Origin of the sequence: Microbulbifer variabilis ATCC 700307, from assembly GCF_000380565.1 — a bacterium.
Taxonomy (GTDB): domain Bacteria; phylum Pseudomonadota; class Gammaproteobacteria; order Pseudomonadales; family Cellvibrionaceae; genus Microbulbifer; species Microbulbifer variabilis.
In genome coordinates this window covers 84,459-103,665 of record NZ_AQYJ01000028.1, presented here as the reverse complement: position 1 = coordinate 103,665, position 19,207 = coordinate 84,459, and the positions used below count along the sequence as shown (strand labels likewise).

General features: G+C 46.6%; 15 protein-coding genes. 7 read left to right on the top strand and 8 right to left on the bottom strand.

The features are described from left to right. Positions 1 to 31 precede the first annotated feature (31 nt). The 5 genes from G367_RS0116150 to G367_RS0116130 all read right to left on the bottom strand — a co-directional run bounded on the left by G367_RS0116150 (position 32) and on the right by G367_RS0116130 (position 4,799). Entirely contained in the window at positions 32 to 412 is a 381-nt protein-coding gene (locus G367_RS0116150; protein ID WP_020414195.1) for a VOC family protein, read from the bottom strand. A gap of 323 nt (positions 413 to 735) precedes the next feature. Next, the gene (locus G367_RS0116145; RefSeq protein ID WP_020414194.1) at positions 736 to 1,257 is read right to left on the bottom strand and encodes a DUF4166 domain-containing protein; all 522 of its coding nucleotides are present in this window, start codon (positions 1,255 to 1,257) and stop codon (positions 736 to 738) included. A gap of 120 nt (positions 1,258 to 1,377) precedes the next feature. Next, positions 1,378 to 2,358, bottom strand: coding sequence for an alpha/beta hydrolase (locus G367_RS0116140; RefSeq protein WP_020414193.1), 981 nt, complete (start codon positions 2,356 to 2,358; stop codon positions 1,378 to 1,380). 120 nt (positions 2,359 to 2,478) lie between these two features. Further along, positions 2,479 to 3,543, bottom strand: coding sequence for a class II fructose-bisphosphate aldolase (gene fba / locus G367_RS0116135; RefSeq protein WP_020414192.1), 1,065 nt, complete (start codon positions 3,541 to 3,543; stop codon positions 2,479 to 2,481). A 92-nt stretch (positions 3,544 to 3,635) separates the two neighbouring features. Next, positions 3,636 to 4,799: a phosphoglycerate kinase gene (locus G367_RS0116130; RefSeq protein WP_020414191.1), complete on the bottom strand. Its 1,164-nt coding sequence runs from the start codon at positions 4,797 to 4,799 to the stop codon at positions 3,636 to 3,638. A 547-nt stretch (positions 4,800 to 5,346) separates the two neighbouring features. On the opposite strand from G367_RS0116130, the gene G367_RS0116125 reads away from it, so the two are divergent. The 4 genes from G367_RS0116125 (at position 5,347) to G367_RS0116105 (ending at position 12,810) form a co-directional block, all read left to right on the top strand. Beyond that, positions 5,347 to 5,745: a globin gene (locus G367_RS0116125; RefSeq protein ID WP_020414190.1), complete on the top strand. Its 399-nt coding sequence runs from the start codon at positions 5,347 to 5,349 to the stop codon at positions 5,743 to 5,745. 275 nt (positions 5,746 to 6,020) lie between these two features. Beyond that, positions 6,021 to 8,828 carry a M16 family metallopeptidase gene (locus tag G367_RS0116115; RefSeq protein WP_020414188.1) on the top strand — a complete coding sequence of 936 codons (2,808 nt, stop codon included), beginning with the start codon at positions 6,021 to 6,023 and terminating at the stop codon, positions 8,826 to 8,828. A gap of 333 nt (positions 8,829 to 9,161) precedes the next feature. Beyond that, the gene (locus G367_RS0116110) at positions 9,162 to 10,664 is read left to right on the top strand and encodes a S8 family serine peptidase (protein ID WP_020414187.1); all 1,503 of its coding nucleotides are present in this window, start codon (positions 9,162 to 9,164) and stop codon (positions 10,662 to 10,664) included. A gap of 640 nt (positions 10,665 to 11,304) precedes the next feature. Then, on the top strand, positions 11,305 to 12,810 hold the full coding sequence (locus tag G367_RS0116105; RefSeq protein WP_020414186.1) for a S8 family serine peptidase: 1,506 nt from the start codon (positions 11,305 to 11,307) through the stop codon (positions 12,808 to 12,810). A gap of 91 nt (positions 12,811 to 12,901) precedes the next feature. On the opposite strand, the gene G367_RS0116100 is transcribed toward G367_RS0116105, so the two are convergent. Continuing rightward, the gene (locus G367_RS0116100; protein WP_026305179.1) at positions 12,902 to 13,855 is read right to left on the bottom strand and encodes a LysR family transcriptional regulator; all 954 of its coding nucleotides are present in this window, start codon (positions 13,853 to 13,855) and stop codon (positions 12,902 to 12,904) included. 231 nt (positions 13,856 to 14,086) lie between these two features. Here G367_RS0116100 and G367_RS0116095 point away from each other — a divergent pair, with 231 nt between their 5' ends. Continuing rightward, on the top strand, positions 14,087 to 14,380 hold the full coding sequence (locus G367_RS0116095; protein ID WP_020414184.1) for a putative quinol monooxygenase: 294 nt from the start codon (positions 14,087 to 14,089) through the stop codon (positions 14,378 to 14,380). 142 nt (positions 14,381 to 14,522) lie between these two features. Here the strand turns inward: G367_RS0116095 and G367_RS24010 are convergent, their stop codons facing one another. Next, a complete protein-coding gene (locus G367_RS24010; protein WP_020414183.1) occupies positions 14,523 to 15,413 on the bottom strand; it encodes an SPFH domain-containing protein in 891 nt (296 codons plus the stop codon). Between the two features lie 167 nt (positions 15,414 to 15,580). Between G367_RS24010 and G367_RS0116085 the strand changes: the two genes are divergently transcribed. Continuing rightward, the gene (locus tag G367_RS0116085; protein WP_026305177.1) at positions 15,581 to 15,811 is read left to right on the top strand and encodes a DUF350 domain-containing protein; all 231 of its coding nucleotides are present in this window, start codon (positions 15,581 to 15,583) and stop codon (positions 15,809 to 15,811) included. Between the two features lie 11 nt (positions 15,812 to 15,822). Then, on the top strand, positions 15,823 to 16,647 hold the full coding sequence (locus G367_RS0116080; protein WP_020414181.1) for a transglutaminase domain-containing protein: 825 nt from the start codon (positions 15,823 to 15,825) through the stop codon (positions 16,645 to 16,647). 75 nt (positions 16,648 to 16,722) lie between these two features. On the opposite strand, the gene G367_RS0116075 is transcribed toward G367_RS0116080, so the two are convergent. Further along, positions 16,723 to 19,116, bottom strand: a complete 2,394-nt coding sequence (locus G367_RS0116075) for a zinc-dependent metalloprotease (protein ID WP_157533575.1) — start codon at positions 19,114 to 19,116, stop codon at positions 16,723 to 16,725. Positions 19,117 to 19,207 lie beyond the last annotated feature (91 nt).

The following is a 19,207-nucleotide window of genomic DNA, read 5'->3' as shown; positions in this document are numbered from 1 at the left end:
GTAAGCGATTGGTTATAACAGCTGGAAATTTTCATTCTACCCGATGGATCGCACAAATCTTGTTACCATCTGGGTCACGCAAGTAGGCAATATAAAGCTTTCCTGCCACCCCCTCTCTTACTCCCGGTGGATCCTCACAACGAACGCCCCCATTTTCGAGCCCAGCCGAATGCCAAGCATCAGTCTGCTCAACACTAGTAGCAGTAAAACCTATAGTCCCGCCATTTGCATGACTAGCCGACTCACCATTGATCGGCTTGGAGATAGCAAAAACCCCAGTCTTAGTGAAATAAAAGCAACGCCCCTTCTCATCAATGATCCCAGGCTTATGGCCTAGTACTCCCAAAATTGCATCATAAAAAGCCTTGGCTTTCTGCATATCATTGGTACCAACCATAACATGACTAAACATTGCGCCCTCCTGTTTCTTACTAAGTGGCAAAGTCTTAGGCCGTATATATTTACAATTTATGTGCTGGGAAACAATAACCAAATCTACCGAAAAAACCTAACCCTTAAGTAGAATTGTCATTTATTTCTACCAATTAGCGGCCAACGCTTTATCCCTGTATATCGCCATCCACACCCCTAAATTTAGCTTCCTTGCATCTACTTAATTCAAGCGGCTAGAGGCAGAGTTATTACTCCCACCAGAACCAAACTGTAAAAAACATTTACTACCCTAATTTTTAACATCTTAAAATTATTAACGGGCTAAATTTAACCCCTTGGAAATTAGACAGGAGAAAACTCCATACAACCACCATAAGCAAGGATTTTCCCTATAGCAAACATAGTCACCTTCACATTGAAATAATATTTCCCATCAAGCTCATACTCCACAGCAAATATTCTGGGACTAATTATTTTTGGCAGTGGAATACCAAAAATTCTTGTTTTTATAAATTCATAGGCCAATGTCCCACCTACCTCTACAGGGTAGAAATACATCCGTAAAGGCCCCATCTGTTCAACCAGCAAGTCTCCAGTGGATGCAAACTTAGAGTTCAATATTAATCCATCGAAATTACGCATCCACAAAATACCATCCGAAGTGTGCTGGCACTCTACACGAAGTGGACAACTGTGATTTTGTTTCGGAAACCTGAAAAGGGTGCAAATAAAATGCGCAAGCAGTCTCCCTCTCTCAACATTCACCTCCCCCTCAATTACTTTTTTTCCAGTATGAAGTTCTTTAATAAGTGGAGAAAGCCTATCGTAGGAAGGTCCCATTTTCTTTGAAAGAATATTTGTCATTACTATTACTTAGCAAGTCGATTAAAATTCTACTCAATAGAAAATCATTAGCTTTTTAAATACACAGTCGTGGCGGGTAATAATTGGCTAAAAATCTAAGCTAAAAGTCTCTAGAGTAATCTATTGATTCAACCAGTCATCCAGTGCCGCCAATATCTGGTGTCGATAAGGCTGGGTCTCATTGATCATTTGATGACGGGCCCCACGAATCAACACTCGATGGCAGTGGGGGAATCGGTCCCGGATTGCACGCATATCGTAGCGCCAATCAACAGTTCCATCTCCCGTACCCTGGACTACAAGAATTTTACGGGGGTTACGTGCAGTTTTGGGAAATGTTCTTATCCAGTCCACCATAGCACCAAGCCAACACATGGAGATCACCTGTGACTGCAGAGGATCGCGTAGTGCCTGGCGTCGAGAGAACTCCGCATCATGGGTATTGATATTAAACTCACGACTTGGCTCACTGATAAACAGGCGTCCTAAATAATACTTCCACTTTACAAAGTGCCAATTTGCAGGGCGCACAAGGGGAGCCAGCAGAAAAACTTTATCCAATGGCTGCCGACGACTGTACTGCAAATGTGCTAGTAAGGCCGCACCACCAGTGCTCTGCCCCAAGGCATGCCAAGGCTTGGGTAATTTCCCCTCAGCTACAGATAAAAGCTGATCAAATACCTGGCGATATTGTAAAAAAGTCTGGATAGCTACTCGCTCTCCGCTAGAGAGGCCATGGCCGGGAAAATCAAATATTACCACATTCAGATTTCGCTCAAGCCCGAAGCGAATGGCGGGCCCATAAATGCCAGTGTGATCAAAATAACCATGGCAAATAAATAAGGTGCCACGAGGGTTCTCAACTAACCAATACTGGGACACCAACTCAAAACCGGCGGCATTGAAAGTGCCAACTCCAGTTTTATGGGCAAGGGGAAAGTGTAAATCGTAAAAATTTCGGTAATCCTGCATTTCCGTCAGCAATGGTGCCGCATCATTGGCAAAGTCTAGGTGCGGCAACTTTTGACGCAGCGCCGTATAGTCCGGGCGCTTAATCACCGGGCTGCTTTCGTAGGTGCTGATGTCTTGCAAGGTTTCCATTGGACTAATGGTACTGCATTTTTGCCGGGGTGGAAGTGATGCTGTGAACGGACAGGGAGCTTAAATGCAAAAAGGCGGGCTTTAGGCCCGCCTTTCATCGCCTTCAGAGAGAGTAACTGCTTACTTGATTTGCGGTTCCAACTCACCGACAGCATAGCGTTGGCTCATAGCATCAAGGCTCAGCGGGCGAATCTTGCTTGCCTGGCCAGCGGTACCGAAAGCTTCATAACGCGCTACGCAAATGTCTTTCATCGCCTGCAAAGCGGCTTTGTAGAATTTACGTGGATCGAACTCGGATGGGTTCTCAGCCAGGAAGCGGCGGGTCGCACCGGTAGAAGCGAGACGTAAGTCGGTATCAATGTTGACCTTGCGTACGCCGTATTTGATGCCTTCACAAATCTGTTCAACCGGCACGCCGTAAGTTTCAGGGATTTCACCACCAAACTCATTGATCACCGCCAGCCATTCCTGGGGTACAGAAGAGGAGCCATGCATCACCAAATGGGTACCCGGGATACGCGCATGGATTTCCTTGATTCGATCGATAGCGAGAATATCCCCTGTGGGCGGACGAGTGAACTTATAAGCACCGTGGCTGGTACCACAGGCAATTGCCAGGGCATCCACTTTGGTTTTTTGCACAAAATCTGCCGCTTCTTCTGGATCAGTCAACAGCTGGTCATGAGACAGTTTACCTTCAGCACCGACACCGTCCTCTTCACCCGCCATACCGGTTTCCAGGGAACCCAGACAGCCCAACTCACCTTCAACAGAAACACCGCAAGCATGAGCCATATCAACCGCACGCTGTGTAACATCGACGTTGTATTCATATGAAGCTGGAGTTTTGCCATCTTCGCGCAGGGAACCGTCCATCATTACAGAGCTGAAGCCCAACTGGATAGAACGCTGACAAACCGCCGGGCTGGTACCGTGGTCTTGGTGCATTACCACCGGGATTTCCGGGAACTCTTCAATAGCGGCCAGGATCAAGTGGCGCAAGAAGGGTGCGCCAGCATATTTGCGCGCACCGGCAGAAGCCTGAACGATCACCGGAGAGTCGGTCTCTTTGGCCGCCTCCATAATCGCACGCATTTGCTCCAGGTTATTGACGTTAAATGCGGGTACGCCGTAACCGTGCTCAGCGGCATGGTCCAGCAATTGGCGCAGGCTGATAAGAGCCATAGTTAATTCCTTTCTCGTCTACTCGTAGTAATTTTAATTTTTTGCTTTTATCACCCACCGGTTAACTCAGGCAGGCGTTATTCCGGTTTATCTCAGTCGTCAGCACGTGACTCAAGTATCGCCACTGCCGGAAGCTTCTTACCTTCTACATACTCCAGGAAGGCACCGCCGCCAGTGGAGATATAAGACACCTTATCGGCAATACCGTATTTATCCACTGCAGCCAATGTGTCACCACCACCGGCGATGGAGAAGGCACTGCTATCGGCGATGGCCTTGGACAAGTGCTCGGTACCAGCACCGAACTGGTCAAATTCGAACACACCTACGGGGCCGTTCCAAATAATCGTCTTGGCATCTTTAAGGATCTCTGCCAGCTTTCCAGAGGACTGGGGACCGATATCAAAGATCATATCGTCCTCAGCTACGGCATCGGCAGACTTCGTCTCAGCAGCAGCTGCTTCGCTAAACTCTTTGCCGGTGACAACATCCACAGGAACAGGGATATCGCACTTTTGCATCAGGGTTTTGGCTGTACCCACCAAATCATGCTCACATAGGGATTTACCTACTGGTTTACCGCTGGCAGCAAGGAAAGTATTGGCTATACCGCCACCAACAATCAGCTGGTCCACCTTGTCAGCCAAACTCTCCAGCACTGTGAGTTTGGTCGATACCTTGGAGCCACCAACGATTGCTACCAATGGGCGCGCCGGCTCGGCCAGGGTCTTTTCCAAGGCATCTAATTCAGCAGCAAGAAGGGGACCAGCGCATGCAATCGGGGCAAACTTGGCAACTCCATGGGTAGAGGCTTGGGCACGGTGGGCAGTGCCAAATGCATCCATAACAAAGACATCGCACAAAGCAGCATAAGCTTTGGCCAGCTCTTCACTGTCTTTCTTTTCACCCTCGTTAAAACGCACATTTTCCAACAGTGCGACCTCACCATCAGCCAGCTCAACACCTTCCCGCCAATCCTTGATCAGGGCCACTTTACGATCCAGCAGTTGACCAAGATGGGCGGCAACCGGGGCCAGGGAAAACTCCTCCGCATACTCGCCCTCAGTCGGGCGTCCAAGGTGAGACATCAGTAACACTTTGGCGCCAGCATCAATAGCGGCCTGGATCGTCGGGAGTGCCGCACGGATCCGAGCATCAGAAGTCACCTGACCGTCTTTTACAGGTACATTCAAGTCCTCGCGTATAAGTAGGCGCTTACCCGCCAGGTCCAGATCTGTCATCAGTTTGACCGCCATTCGCCAATCCTCTCCTACTTCGATTAACTGAAAATATGGGCGCGGAGTATATCAACAGCACTCCACCGTTGCCGACAGGAAAACCCGTAAAAGCGCCGTTAATTCACCAAGAATTCTGGCTTGGAGAGGTGCTGGTACAGTCTCCCGGTTCATAACAGGTAAAGACTCAGCCCATATCGATGCAATCCAGGGCATAAAAAACTCAAAAGGCTCTCTGATGCAGACACCATACGCCAAATAGGGCAGCTCGAAACGATGAGCTTGATGCACAACCCATACTCCGAGGTGTATCTAGTCAGGGGAAGTCAGCCAGCCCATTTTACCCTGCTGATTTGCCAAATCCTTTGCTGAATGGCCAAACTCAACTCTCGACTAACTAGTCAGATCTAGGGTCAAAGAACTTGTCGAGCAGTAACTAAATTATTGATACATCAATACTTTTCGCTTGGTAACGGTCCCGCTAGAATCGCTGCCCCCTAAAGCACTACTACACAAGATCCAGCCTGTGGTACGCCACCGGCGGAGAAACTATGGAGATCCAATAGGTATGGAACGATCGGACAGTGATATTGTTTTCCAAAGTTATGGACGTTGCTGTAATAACGAACAATTCTTTGTCGACTTTTACGACCGCTTCATGGGTAGCTCTGCTGATATTCGCAATCTGTTTGTCAATACCGATATGAAGGCGCAACGACACCTGCTACGCAATGGCATTATGCAGCTTGTCCTCTATTCCCGTGGAATGTCAGACACCAAACTGCGCGCACTGGGAAAAAGTCATGATCGCGATGGCTACAATATTCGCCCTGAGTGGTATCGGTTATGGCTGGATGCATTGATAGCTACACTGCGCCAACATGACAACGACTTTTCCCCGGAAGTTGAAGCCGCATGGAACCGGGCGATAACACCGGGTATCGATATCATCCGTCAAGCATACTAATACCGGTTTTCTAGCCAATCAAAGTATCTACTTTTCTACTACCAACCCACCAGGTTTGCCAACTCCCCCTCGAATAGATATAAAATCCTAATCGGAAGCCCCTTGCCATATGCAGGGGGTAGGGAGTGAACCAATTGGTTTGGCCCCTCCCAAAGATCATCACCAGAATAAAATATAAATAATAATTTCTGGTTTATTATTTCTAGAGCAGCCAATCTCACTAGTTCCCCACCATTGTTGGCAGCCACTTAGGATGATTCGACAAGGAAATTTCTATGAAAATTGTACGAAAGTACAGTGTGCCTTTAGCGTTATCACTTGCGATATCTGCTTGTGGTGAAGCCCCGAAAAATAATGAAAGTGCTCAATCCAAAGTTGAGTCAAGCATTACTATGCCTAAGAGCACAATTACCCCCTTATATATCAAATATGAAAAATTTACCTTACCGAATGGCCTGCGCGTTATTGTTCATGAGGACCGAAAAGCACCGATTGTATCCGTGGGTGTCTGGTACCATGTAGGGTCTAAAGATGAAAAACCCGGGCGCACCGGTTTTGCCCACCTATTCGAACATTTAATGTTTAACGGCTCAGAAAATTACAACGACGAATACTTCAAACCTTTTGAGCTAGCAGGTGCTACCGGTATGAACGGTACCACTTGGCTAGACCGTACCAACTACTTTGAAACAGTACCAAGTAATGCCCTGGATATGGCTCTATGGATGGAGTCTGACCGTATGGGCCACTTGCTCGGAGTAATCACCCAGGAAAAACTTGACGAACAGCGCAGTGTGGTTCAAAACGAAAAACGCCAAGGGCAAAATCAACCTTATGGCAAAGTTTGGGAACGTATGCAAAAAGCAATATACCCAGCTGGCCACCCCTATTCCTGGACCACTATCGGCTCTATGGAAGACCTAAATGCGGCTACCCTGGATGATGTCCATGAATGGTTTAAGCAATATTACGGCGCAGCTAACACTGTACTGGTATTAGCCGGGGATATTGATGTCGAAACAGCTAAAGAAAAGGCCAGTAAATATTTTGGTGATATTCCTTCTGGCCCGCCATTAATCAAAAAGAAAGCGTGGATCGCTAAACGAGATCAGTCTAGCCGCGAGCAGATGTTTGATCGCGTTGCTCAACCGCGACTCTATAAGGTCTGGAATACACCTAACCTTGCTCATGAAGATGCCAATGCAATTGCACTTGCAGCAGCGGTACTTGGTGATGGGAAAAACTCACGGCTGTATAAACGATTGGTATACCAAGATCAAATTGCCACCGATGTCAGTGTTGGGGTACATGAGTTTGAACTGTCCTCAATTTTCCCAATTACTGCAAATGCAAAGCCCGGTATAGAGCTCTCAACAATTGAAAAAGCCATAGATGAAGAGTTGCAGCGCTTCCTAAAAGAGGGCCCGACTCCAGAAGAGCTGTCCCGCATTAATATGAGCGAGTACGCATCCTTCGCTCGCAACTTGGAACAGATAGGGGGCTGGAGTGGCAAAGGAGTTATTCTTGCACGCGGTGAACTCTATTTAAACAATCCCAATGCCTACCTAGAAGCACTGGGAGAAAAACAAAAAATCACTCCACAGCAGGTTCAGGTTGCCGCGCAAAAGTGGCTTTCTAGTGGCGACTACAATTTAGAAGTCCACCCATTCCCTGAATACACAACCGCAGAGACTGGCGCAGATAGGTCCAAGTTGCCTGAAACCGGCGACTTCCCCAGTGTCCCATTCCCCAAGTTGCAAACAGCCGAACTTCCCAACGGGCTCAAAATAGTGTTGGCTGAGCGTGACTCAGTACCAGTCGTAGACATGCGCCTTCAATTTGATGCCGGCTATGCCGCAGATCAAGGTAGTAAGCTTGGTACATCAAGTTATGCGATGTCTATGTTAAAAGAGGGTACAGGCAAACTAAACGCACTTGAAATCAGTGCAAAAGAGGAAATCCTTGGAGCACGTATTAGCTCATATGCAGCTATCGACACTTCAACTATTCGCTTGAATGCATTAAAAGTAAATATTGATGATTCCATGGATTTATTCGCCGACATAGTAATGAACCCTGCTTTCTCTGATGATGAAATTGAGAGAAAACGCACCCGCTGGATTGCTTCTATCCAGCAAGAGAAAACTCGCCCAATGGAAATGGCTCTACGTAGCCTGCCGCCGCTTCTCTATGGTAAAGATCACGCCTACAGCGCACCACTCACAGGCTCCGGTACAGAGGATTCGATCACGTCACTGAACCGGGATGACTTATTGAATTACCATCAAACCTGGTTACGCCCGGATAATGCCACTTTGATCGTTGTGGGTGATATTACTCTGGATGAATTAACCCAAAAGATGGAGCGGCACTTTGCTGATTGGCGCGCACCAGAAAACCCATTACCAGAGAAAAATCTATCTCAAACTGCACACCCAGAAAAATCTAGTATTTATATTATCGATAAACCTGGAGCCGAGCAGACAATTATCATTGGTGGCCTATTGGCCCCCTCTGAAAAAATAGCAGAACGCGAAGCGTTGCATGTGATGAATGATATCTTTGGTGGCACATTTACCGCACGTCTCAACATGAATTTGCGTGAAGACAAGCACTGGGCCTATGGTGCCTACTCCTTTATGACTGGCGCTAAGGGGCAGCAACCACTGATGGTTTACGCACCGGTCCAAACGGACAAAACCAGCGAGTCTCTCAAAGAACTTCAGAAGGAACTTTACGCTTATATCGGCGATAACCCTGCACGTGAGAAAGAACTTGAAAAGGTTAAAAGCAAGCGGGTAAATGAATTACCCGGGCGCTTTGAAACTATTAGAGCTGTATCTGGTGAGATTGTTAGTATAGTTACTTATGATCGCCCCTTGGATTACATGGATAGCTATGCAGCTAAAATTCGCGGTGTAGACCTTGAATCTGTGCATAACCTTGCCAAGCAAACAATTAAACCAGATCAATTTACCTGGGTGATCGTTGGAGACAAGGAAAAGATAGAAAATGGTATTCGAGAACTTGATATTGGTCCAATTACCGAACTAGATAGTGATGGGATGCCTAAACTAAAGTAAGCAATTAGTATTAAAAATTAATTCAGACAGTCAGACTCCTGATTTAGAGGGGTCTGATTGCGTTAACAGCCCACCTCATAGTAATCCATTCCCCCATAAGTTACCACTTCCTATAAGCCAATATACATAACGTTTTAGAACAAATAAATCTCAATGAATCTGGCGTCAAATCTCAATTTTTATTTTCAAGGAAAATTAAATTCAGAAAGTGTTGTTTTTTATTTCTCAAATAGGAAAAGGTTGTTATTTTCATAACTGGGAGGGGCGGGATTTACTTCCTTAAAGGATTTTACCCTTCCACTAAAAAAATAAATTCTGTTAAAGGAGTGACAAATGAAAAAATCCCTTCCAGCACTTGCCAGCAGCGTCCTGGCTTTATCCTTAGCAACCTCCGCTATAGCCGAAGAAAAACGCTATATCGTCACATTTAAAGACGGTAAAGAAGAAATGGTTAGGTCTCTGGTAAAAGAAAATGGCGGCCGTAAGGCTTTGGAATTAAACCGGCACAATGCCATGGCTGCTCATCTACCTGCCGAAGCTGTAATGGCCCTACGCAGAAATCCAAATATTGCATTTATTGAGGAAGACATGAAGCGTTATGCTTTATCCCAGGAAACCCCCTACGGTATTCCTATGGTACAAGCAGACCAGCTTACTGACCTACAGGCAGGTAATCGTACAGTCTGTATTATTGACTCAGGCTACGACCTGGCTCACGAGGATCTCTCTGGCAACGCGGTGAATGGTACCAATGATCCCGAAGGTACAGGTAACTGGTACGAAGACCAGAGTGGTCACGGCACACATGTGGCAGGCACTATCGCCGCAATGAATAACGACTCAGGTGTTGTAGGTGTTTTACCTAGTAGTAATATCAATCTACATATCGTTAAAGTTTTTGGGGCTGATGGCTGGGCCTATTCCTCTTCACTAATCGCCGCCGCAGAGGTATGTGCAGAGAATGGTGCAAACGTTATTAATATGAGCCTAGGCGGCGATAGACCCAATTTCTTTGAAAGACGTGGCTTTGACAACCTCAACAAACGCGGCATTTTGTCTGTTGCTGCTGCAGGTAATGATGGAAATACTCATCATAGCTACCCGGCATCCTATAGCTCAGTAGTTTCTGTAGCTGCAATCGACAGTAACAAGCAAATTGCTGGTTTTTCCCAACAGACCAATCAAGTTGAGCTTGCTGGCCCAGGGGTACAGGTTTTATCCTCTATTCCTACAGGTAGCGGCCAGGCTGCCTCACTAGAAGTATCTGGTGTTGAAGTAGAAGCTGCAGCTATGACAGGCACTCCCATTGCCACTATCAGCGGCGCACTAGAGAGTTGTGGCACTGCCGAATCAGCTTGCATCAGTGCAGCAGGTAAAATCTGTCTGATTCAGCGCGGCAATATTAGCTTTGCTGAAAAAGTCCTTAATTGCGAAGCTGGTGGAGGTATTGGAGCCGTCATCTACAACAATGAACCAGGGCTGCTATTTGGCACTCATGGAGGAGTTGAGACCCACATTCCTTCGGTGGGAATCTCTGACGCTGATGGGGCTGCACTGCTAACACAACTGGGGGCGAGCGCTACTATCGAAACCGAAGCGATGGACTATGCCTATTTTAATGGTACCTCCATGGCAACTCCCCATGTGGCCGGTGTTGCGGCTCTTGTTTGGAGCCACTTCCCAAGCTGTAGTAACTCCGAAATCCGTGCCGCGCTATGGGCAACAGCGGAGGATCTGGGTGAGTCCGGTCGGGACAATGCTTATGGCTATGGCTTGGTACAAGCCAAGGCAGCTTATAATTATTTACAAGCGAATGGTTGCGCTGGATCAATTTAATCTCGTCTAAAAATCTCAAAAAAAAGAGGGGGACTACTTCCCCCTCTATTCCGATCGTTAAAATATTTTCTAGAGTTTAAGAATTTTAAAATTTGGAGATTAGCCACCTTCAAACAACCACATTAAAACGCAAAAACTTAGCAACCTATTTTCTTACATGCCAATAAGATACAGACGTAAAAATAAAAATGGTTTTAGCAAAAAAATTAACACACCTCTATTCTTTGCATAAGCATATAAAATGCATTTATAAATGAAAGATATAGATACTTAACCAAGCTTTATATTTTATAGAAAAAACTTACGGACTGGAAAATAAGAATCAAAACATTGCTACGAATGAAAAACCGATATCCGCAACACCTAAAGATCTATCATGAGATTAATTATAAAAACAAGTAAGCACTTATTAACTCAACAGTAAAAGCTAGCGACTAGACGAATCAAACAGCAACTATCTCAATTATTTTTTCCAGAAAACCAAATTCAGTTTTTCACTTTGCAATACATTCATAAGCTGGCATACAATCACGTCACCAAAAACTAATATTTTTCTGAACCTCCAAAGATAAAAATAATTCTCACACAGATTAAATCATCGAGAAAATAACTAAAATAATTACTCATTCAGGAGCAAATAATGAAGAACATTGTATCACTGGTCGCTACAAGCGTATTGACTATGGCCATAGCAAATCACGCGAATGCCGAAGACAAACGCTATATTATTACCTTTAAGCAAGGTAAAGGTGAAACAGTAAAGTCCCAAATGCGTGCGCGAGGTGGACGCAAAGCCCTGGATATTCGCAGGCAAAATGCCGTGGCAGCACACCTTCCTGAGAAAGCACTGCAAGCCTTGCGAAAAAACCCAAATATCGAATTCATCGAGGAAGATGTCAAACGGTACCCAATGTCCCAGCAAGTACCCTTTGGCATACCCATGGTACAAGCAGATCAGCTCGGGGATACCCAAGCCGGCAACCGAACCGTCTGTATCATTGACTCTGGCTACGATATAGCGCATGAAGACCTTTCCGGTAATGCGGTAACCGGTAGTAGCGATCCAAGTGGCGCCGGGAACTGGTATGAAGATCAAAGTGGTCACGGCACTCATGTCGCCGGCACTATTGCAGCAATGAATAATGACACGGGTGTTGTTGGTGTCATGCCAAGCAGTAACATCAATCTTCACATTGTCAAAGTGTTTGGTGGTGATGGCTGGGCCTATTCATCCTCCCTGATGGCTGCAGCGGAAGTTTGTGCTGACAACGGTGCTAACGTTATTAATATGAGCCTTGGTGGAGAGCGATTTAATTTCTTCGAAAGGCGTACATTCAATAGCCTGAACAGCCGTGGTATTTTATCTGTTGCAGCAGCAGGCAATGACGGAAATACGCAGCACTCCTACCCTGCCTCTTATGATTCTGTAGTTTCTGTTGGCGCACTCGACAGCAATAAAGAGATCTGGGCATCATCCCAGCAAACCAACCAGGTAGAGCTCTCCGCACCTGGAGTACAGGTCCTCTCCTCAGTTCCGACCGGCACCGGAAGAGCCTCCTCTTTGAACGTGGCAGGTGTTGAGATCGAGGCTGCACCTATTTCAGGCTCCCCCTTGGGCGATATTACAGGTGCACTCGAAAATTGCGACACCGGTGAATCTGCCTGTAATAGCGCTTCAGGTAAGATATGTTTGATTGAGCGCGGTAATATCAGTTTTGCAGACAAAGTATTGAACTGTGAGGCCGGCGGTGGTATTGCCGCGGTGATCTACAATAATGAAGCCGGTTTACTCTCCAGCGCAACTCTGGGTGAAACCGTCACCAACATCCCATCTATAGGCATCTCTGATAGCGATGGCAACGCCCTACTGGGACAACTCGGAGCCAGCGCTAGTTTGGCTAACCAAGCCAGTGATTACGAGTACTTCAATGGCACTTCTATGGCAACTCCTCACGTTGCGGGTGTTGCCGCTCTTGTTTGGAGCCACTTTCCCAGCTGTAGTAATACCGAGATACGTACAGCCCTGACTGCAACTGCAGAAGATCTGGGGGACTCCGGTCGCGATAATGCTTATGGCTATGGATTAGTACAAGCCAAGGCGGCTTACGACTACTTGGCAACGAATGGCTGTACTGGTGCAATCTAGCTTAAAGCAATAAGCTCAGGAAATTGGAGAGAGGGGCAGCCCTCTCTCTAACAGACCAACAATAATTTCAACTCTAGAAAAACCCTATTATTTAATACTTTGAATCTATATTTTTAACAGCCTCTTCCGATAGAATTTTTTTACTAACCAGCTGCAACAAAATCCCAATACATTTTTCCCGAATGGTGTCCCTAATAATACGAACTGCAGGTGTAATTGATTGCCTGCCGGGGCAAACAAGCCATAATTCGGTAGACTTAGGTAAATAGTTGGCCATCAAAGGGACCACTTTTCCATCCAGTAAATCTGAAGACATATCCAGGCAGGATTTTATCGCCAGCCCCTTACCCGCTACACACCAGCGGCGAACCAAATCCCCATCATTGGAAGAGCAATTACCGCTCATTTGTACCTTGAATATCTTTTCTTTATGAGAAAATTCCCATTTATTATGAATGATCCCGTGTAATTGATAGAAAAGACCATTATGGCTAGTAAGATCCCGGGGATGCTTAGGGATACTCTGCCGATCCAAATAATTGGGAGCTGCACACAGTAAGCGCGGCACATCACAAATTTTGAAACCATAAAGGTTTGCATCCCCCGGTGGCCCATAACGCAGGGCGATATCCACAGGGTCACGATAAAAGTCCACTTGGCTATCGCTGATATTCACTTTCAAGTTTATCCCCGGGTGCCTGTCCTGAAATTCATCAAGCCAGGGCGAAACCAGATTACGCCCAAAATCCGAGGAAACACCAATGCGCAGGTCACCGCTAACTTCCGCACTGCCCTCCTTTAGATCTTGTTTGGCCAGATCAAGCATCAACAATGCTTCCTCACACTTCGGAATAAAGCGCTCTCCTGCGCCCGAAAGCCTCAGCTGCCGCGTCGTCCGAATAAACAAGTCTGCCCCCAGGGCATTCTCGACACGCTTAACTGCTGCGCTCGCCGTTGCCGTAAGCATATCGAGGCTTGCCGCAGCGGCAGTAATACTGCGAAATTCAGCTACTTTAAGTATGACTTTTAAGTCTTCAATCAGCATATTATCAATTATTTTTTGATAAAGATTCAAAGATTGTAGCGTTTTCAAAGAGTAAAGCTACTTCTAAAATACACTCACTTCATCAATACAGCCGTAGTAGTCCGAGGCAAAACAAGGCCTCTGAAGAGGTATTTGTATTGATATCAAGTAAAAACGATTGATAAAGATGGGGCTGCACTTAAGCAAGCAATCATTATAAATTTTATATCAAGAGGATTTCGGAGCTACATCATGAGCAGACTAACAATAGTTGCCAATATTAAAGCCAAAGCTGATCAGGTTGACCTGGTAAAATCTGAGCTTTTAAAGCTGATCAATACCACACGAACAGAAGAAGGTTGTGTAAATTACAATTTACACCAGGATAATGACAATCCTGCTCATTTTCTTTTTTATGAAAACTGGCAAAGCCGCGATCTGTGGCAAACCCATATGAACAATACCCACTTACAGGAGTATATGGCTGCCACAAAAGGTGCTGTAGAAGAATTTACCCTGAATGAAATGACAGAAATAGATAATTAACAAAAAACTTCAGAATATATGGCACCGAGAATAACTTGGTGCCACTTTTACAATCTTTTATCTATACTCTTAGAGCAACTTTGAAGATTAACTCGTGCCAACTGATAGAGAGCCAATCATAATTAATTAGCTAATTACCAGATCACTTATTTCCTGCCACCCGCTTTACCTGATCACTAAATACAGCATGCTGTAACCCAATCGTTCCCAGGGCTTCAACCGGCAAGAAAACCTTGTTGTTGGATGCCGCCATCTTATCCAGGACCTCCAGGGTCCGATAGGAGAGATATTTGTCAGTCACTGATTTAGCCAATAAATCATTTACTTCTTTCTGTCCGATCGCCTTCTCGCGGGCAATAGCTCGATTCATTTTCTCTCGCTCCAAATCCCGCTCCATTTGGATCTTCTGGATCTCAAACTGAGCCTTCTCCTGCTCAATCAATTCACGTCGTTCTGCTGCTCGCTCCTTGGCTTGGGTAATCACTTTGGGAAACTGTACATCAGCAATACCTAGGCGTTTAACGACAATTGGAGTGCCCTCCAATGCTTTGGAGACTTCATTGAAAAGCTCGTGGCTGAGAGATTCCCGGCTGGAAGCGATCTCATTAATAGAGTACTTGGCTACAACTGCACGTATCACATCTCTAATTACCGGTTGGGCATAGGTACCATATACATGGTTAACTGAAATGTTGCCATTCACCGGTGGAATTCGATCAAAGACATGATCAATCGCTGCATTATTAATAGCCCCGGTCATGCGGATATCAAAGCTCATATTGAGTTGATCTTTGGGCATAAAAACCTTGAATTTTTCCACATGCCCAAAATCTGCAATTGTCATGGTGACAAGCCTGTCGCAGTAAAAAATGCAAATATCTAAGCGGAACTTGGAAGGGGGTACCACCTCTGGTTTATAACCATTCTTAGTAAGAATTTTACCCACATGTGCTGGAGGCACCTCAACTCGATCCGCGCATGCCGCCAGAAGCAGCAATGATGCTATTAGTCCCAGTACAGATAAATAACGCATATTTATTCCAAAAACAAATCAACAAAATAATCAAGATATTGCAACCAGATAAAAACAGCAAGACGCACTAGAAAACAAAAATATGATATTATCCCTCAACATGAAATATGGGTCAGTCCCATTTTGATTTGGTACGCTATAAAAAATACTGTTTACTTGGTGGGCAAATGCAGCTGGAATTTATCACTGCCACTTTTTTTAATCTTGGCATAAATCTGATCTACACCTTACTCGCGCTATTTATCGGCATTGCCGCGCTAATTATTATCGATAAGAAGCTCTTGCGCACCGTAGATATAGAGGGTGAACTCAAGAATGGTAATATCGCTGTATCCATTTTCGCTTCTACAATTTTAATCTTTGTGGCCATCATCATCTCCTTTGGCCTGAAAGGGTAGGAGGAAGCTCCATGCGCAAGTGGATAGCTCCGCTATTGATTGTTTCAACACTGTTAATGTTGCCGGAGGTGTTACGCAATACAGTGCAGGGCCAGAAGATAAAAGGTGTTCCAGGTGAGCCACTTGCCTCTAATGGTAGAACTTATGGTGTAAATACCAGCCTTATTGAGGATCGCCAGTATGGGGTTGTAAAGGTTACTGGGACCAGCTACCCGCTGGCAGAAGAGACAATCCAGAAAGTAGTCGCCAGGCGAACACTGGAAGAAAGTGCCCATGTTTCCATTTGGAACTGGCAGGGACTCGAAGCGGTAACTGCATCAGCCAGGGGCCTGGATCAGCAACACCACTTTGCCAACAGCTACCTCGTGGGTTTTAAACCCTTTAAAACCCGACAACTATGGGTACCCCTGTATACGCTGGCTATGAATAAACAATACCAGTATGACCATCAACAATACGCCGGACTGTCTGATATCTGGCAGACATCCCGCCAGGCCTATTACCAGAAACGCGGAGACTGTGAAGACCATGCCATTTTACTCGCCGACTGGCTGATTGAATTGGGTGTGGATGCAAGGGTAGCGCTGGGTACCCACAATGGCCAGGGGCATGCCTGGGTGGTTGCCATCGTAGATGGCCAGGAGTATCTACTGGAGGCAACCAGCAAGCGCCGTCAGACCAGCTGGCAGGCAATGCCATTGGCTGCTTTGGCGGAAGGTTATGAAGTGGAATTTCAATTCAACCGCAACTTCTTCTGGGCAAAGAAAACCACAGCCCCCACCCGAAAATATCGCGGCAATCACTGGATCAGGAAATCTCAGTTTGTACGTAGTTGAGAAGTGAGAAATAAAAGCCCCCCAATGAGTATTGGGGGGCTTTTTCAAACACTTTTTTATTTCCCACTATCTCAATTAAATTGGCGAACCCGGTGGCATCGCCTTGATATCTTCGGCTTTTACTTCCAGCTCACCACGCATAAAAGCCTCGATACGTTTTGCCTGGAAATAGTAGTGGGCACTGTATCCTTGCGGATCCTCACCAAAGAGCTTTTTCTGACCCAGAGCCTGCTGAAAAGTGGCCAGCTCAAGCTGGGCCTTGGCCCGCACAGATTCGGCTGCTTTCCTGTCACTGGCAAGCAACATTAAGTGCTGTATATAGACATGGTTCACTCGCTGGTGAATAACTGCCTGCAGGCCCGAATACTGCTCACTCTGCAGTGCCATAGAAGTGAGCTGATTCAACACCTGTGTAAAGCCTGGAATTTCGCTGCTACGTGCGCTTTGCTGATTCATTCGCGCAGCCCGCTGAGGATCCATAAGAATTGAGAGGGTATGGCCAGCTGCCGCTTCACCGAGTGCCACCGTATCAAAGGCAACACCGGTATAAGAAGGGAAGCTCTCCGCAGTGCGCTCATAGCCATAAGATTTGGGCGGAATTAATTGTAATACCTGCTCCGGCAATGCCAGGAACTCAGGGGAGAGAGTCTCCAGTAAAGTATCAATGGCCTGCTGCTGACGCTCTGCCGGCACCAGGGTATAGCTATTTTGTTCAGCATCGTTATAGAGGTAATCGTAATCCAGGCCACCAATCAATTTACCCACGGCTTCTGCCTGATAGCGATGCCCGTAATAAACCGGCACCAGTGTTTCCTCCAGATCAGAGCGGGGAGCAGATTTCGGATTGGCTGCAGTAGAAAAGTTGTTCAGGGCATGGCGGCGCAACTCCACCATACGGTCAAACTCAACCAGTGGATCATTACCATTATCCCAAAGATGGGATACCGCATGCGCATTGTTGATTGCACGGGAATCCGGATCTGAAATAAAGCGCAATTTTTGCTCCTTCGCCTCTCGGATCACTGAATCCAGGAACTCCTGTTCATCTTTGCCAGTGCCATAACCATAGCGAACTGCCAACTTATCCCAAACACCGATTCCAGTGGCATAAGCCTTATCCAAATCCATATCAGTGTGTACCAGAGACACCAATGGTGCCGGGTAGTCCATCACCGATGCACGCCCCTTAGTGCTGGCAGCAAAGTTGTGAGCCAAACCCAGCGTATGGCCAACCTCGTGGGCAGACAACTGACGTATACGCGCCAGAGCCATCGCCTTGAGGGACTCTGTATCTGCAGATTCGCCGACATAGGGTTGCAGTAACCCCTGGGCTATCAGGAAGTCCTGGCGCACACGCAAAGAGCCCAGGGTGACATTGCCTTTGAGAATCTCTCCGCTACGAGGATCAAAAACCGAGTACCCATAAGACCAGCCTCGGGTAGAGCGGTGCACCCAATTGATGACGTTGTAGCGTACATCCAACGGATCTACATCCTCGGGCAAAATCTCGACCCGGAAAGCATCTTTATAGCCCGCCGCGGTAAAGGCCTGATTCCACCAGCTCGCACCTTCGACGAGAGCACTGCGCACGGGCTCTGGCACCCCCGAATCCACGTAGTACACAATCGGTTCGACTACCTCATTACTACCCGGCTTCTTCTCCAGGCGATGACGATAGATAAAGCGCTGGTCCAAAGGTTGGTCAATAGCGCTGGCGTAATCCCGATATGCAAAGGGAAAGTAGCCACTACGGCTATGGAATTGGCGAGGTTGGTATTTCTTGTCCGGCAATTCAATCAACGAAATATGTTGGCGCAGGGTTACCAGGGTTGGAGTTGGTACCACTTCGCGCAGATATTTACCTGGTTTGGCACCGGTAAAAGTCAGCTGCACTTCAAATTCGCTGTTTTTGGGGAAATTCTTTGTGCGCGGAAGGTAAACGGCGGACTTTGACTTATCCACAGAGTAATTACCCTGCTCAGCCTGCCGGAGGCGCACAGCAATACCATGCTGATCGCTCAGCAAGAAAGGAGTAAAGTCAATCAGAACACCATCACTGCCCTGCGCCATCACCTCAAAGCCCCACAGCACCGAGGAGGCAAAAGCCTCCTCCACTGCACGACGCTCGGCAGGATTACTAGAGGTGGCACGATAGCGAGCATTTAGCTGGTGCAGCAGCACCTTGTTGCCAACTCGCTGGAATTTTACCAGGCGGCTCTCGCCAATCTGGTTGCGATCCAATCCTACCGGGTTCGAACCAAGCCCCTGGGCCAAGCCAGTGAGGAGTAAAAACTCGCGCTCAAACTCCTCCACTTGTAACAGTACACGACCAGTACTTACATCCCAATAGAAGTCATGATATCCACCGTATTTACGCATATCCGCTGTGTAATCGACGATATCCTTCGCCTGTACGGTTGTGCCACACAACACCAAATACAATGCCACCAAGAGCCTACCTAACGACATTTCCTACCCCCATTTTTATTGAATTTTATAGCGTGCCTCTGCGGCGACACAGCGGACACCTGGACCGCCGGCAAGGTTATCACTTAATTCC

Excerpts from the sequence above, each read along its gene's own strand:
- G367_RS0116150 (WP_020414195.1), bottom strand. The coding sequence starts at position 412 with ATGTTTAGTCATGTTATGGTTGGTACCAATGATATGCAGAAAGCCAAG.
- G367_RS0116145 (WP_020414194.1), bottom strand. The coding sequence starts at position 1,257 with ATGACAAATATTCTTTCAAAGAAAATGGGACCTTCCTACGATAGGCTT.
- G367_RS0116140 (WP_020414193.1), bottom strand. The coding sequence starts at position 2,358 with ATGGAAACCTTGCAAGACATCAGCACCTACGAAAGCAGCCCGGTGATT.
- fba (WP_020414192.1), bottom strand. The coding sequence starts at position 3,543 with ATGGCTCTTATCAGCCTGCGCCAATTGCTGGACCATGCCGCTGAGCAC.
- G367_RS0116130 (WP_020414191.1), bottom strand. The coding sequence starts at position 4,799 with ATGGCGGTCAAACTGATGACAGATCTGGACCTGGCGGGTAAGCGCCTA.
- G367_RS0116125 (WP_020414190.1), top strand. The coding sequence starts at position 5,347 with ATGGAACGATCGGACAGTGATATTGTTTTCCAAAGTTATGGACGTTGC.
- G367_RS0116115 (WP_020414188.1), top strand. The coding sequence starts at position 6,021 with ATGAAAATTGTACGAAAGTACAGTGTGCCTTTAGCGTTATCACTTGCG.
- G367_RS0116110 (WP_020414187.1), top strand. The coding sequence starts at position 9,162 with ATGAAAAAATCCCTTCCAGCACTTGCCAGCAGCGTCCTGGCTTTATCC.
- G367_RS0116105 (WP_020414186.1), top strand. The coding sequence starts at position 11,305 with ATGAAGAACATTGTATCACTGGTCGCTACAAGCGTATTGACTATGGCC.
- G367_RS0116100 (WP_026305179.1), bottom strand. The coding sequence starts at position 13,855 with ATGCTGATTGAAGACTTAAAAGTCATACTTAAAGTAGCTGAATTTCGC.
- G367_RS0116095 (WP_020414184.1), top strand. The coding sequence starts at position 14,087 with ATGAGCAGACTAACAATAGTTGCCAATATTAAAGCCAAAGCTGATCAG.
- G367_RS24010 (WP_020414183.1), bottom strand. The coding sequence starts at position 15,413 with ATGCGTTATTTATCTGTACTGGGACTAATAGCATCATTGCTGCTTCTG.
- G367_RS0116085 (WP_026305177.1), top strand. The coding sequence starts at position 15,581 with ATGCAGCTGGAATTTATCACTGCCACTTTTTTTAATCTTGGCATAAAT.
- G367_RS0116080 (WP_020414181.1), top strand. The coding sequence starts at position 15,823 with ATGCGCAAGTGGATAGCTCCGCTATTGATTGTTTCAACACTGTTAATG.
- G367_RS0116075 (WP_157533575.1), bottom strand. The coding sequence starts at position 19,116 with ATGTCGTTAGGTAGGCTCTTGGTGGCATTGTATTTGGTGTTGTGTGGC.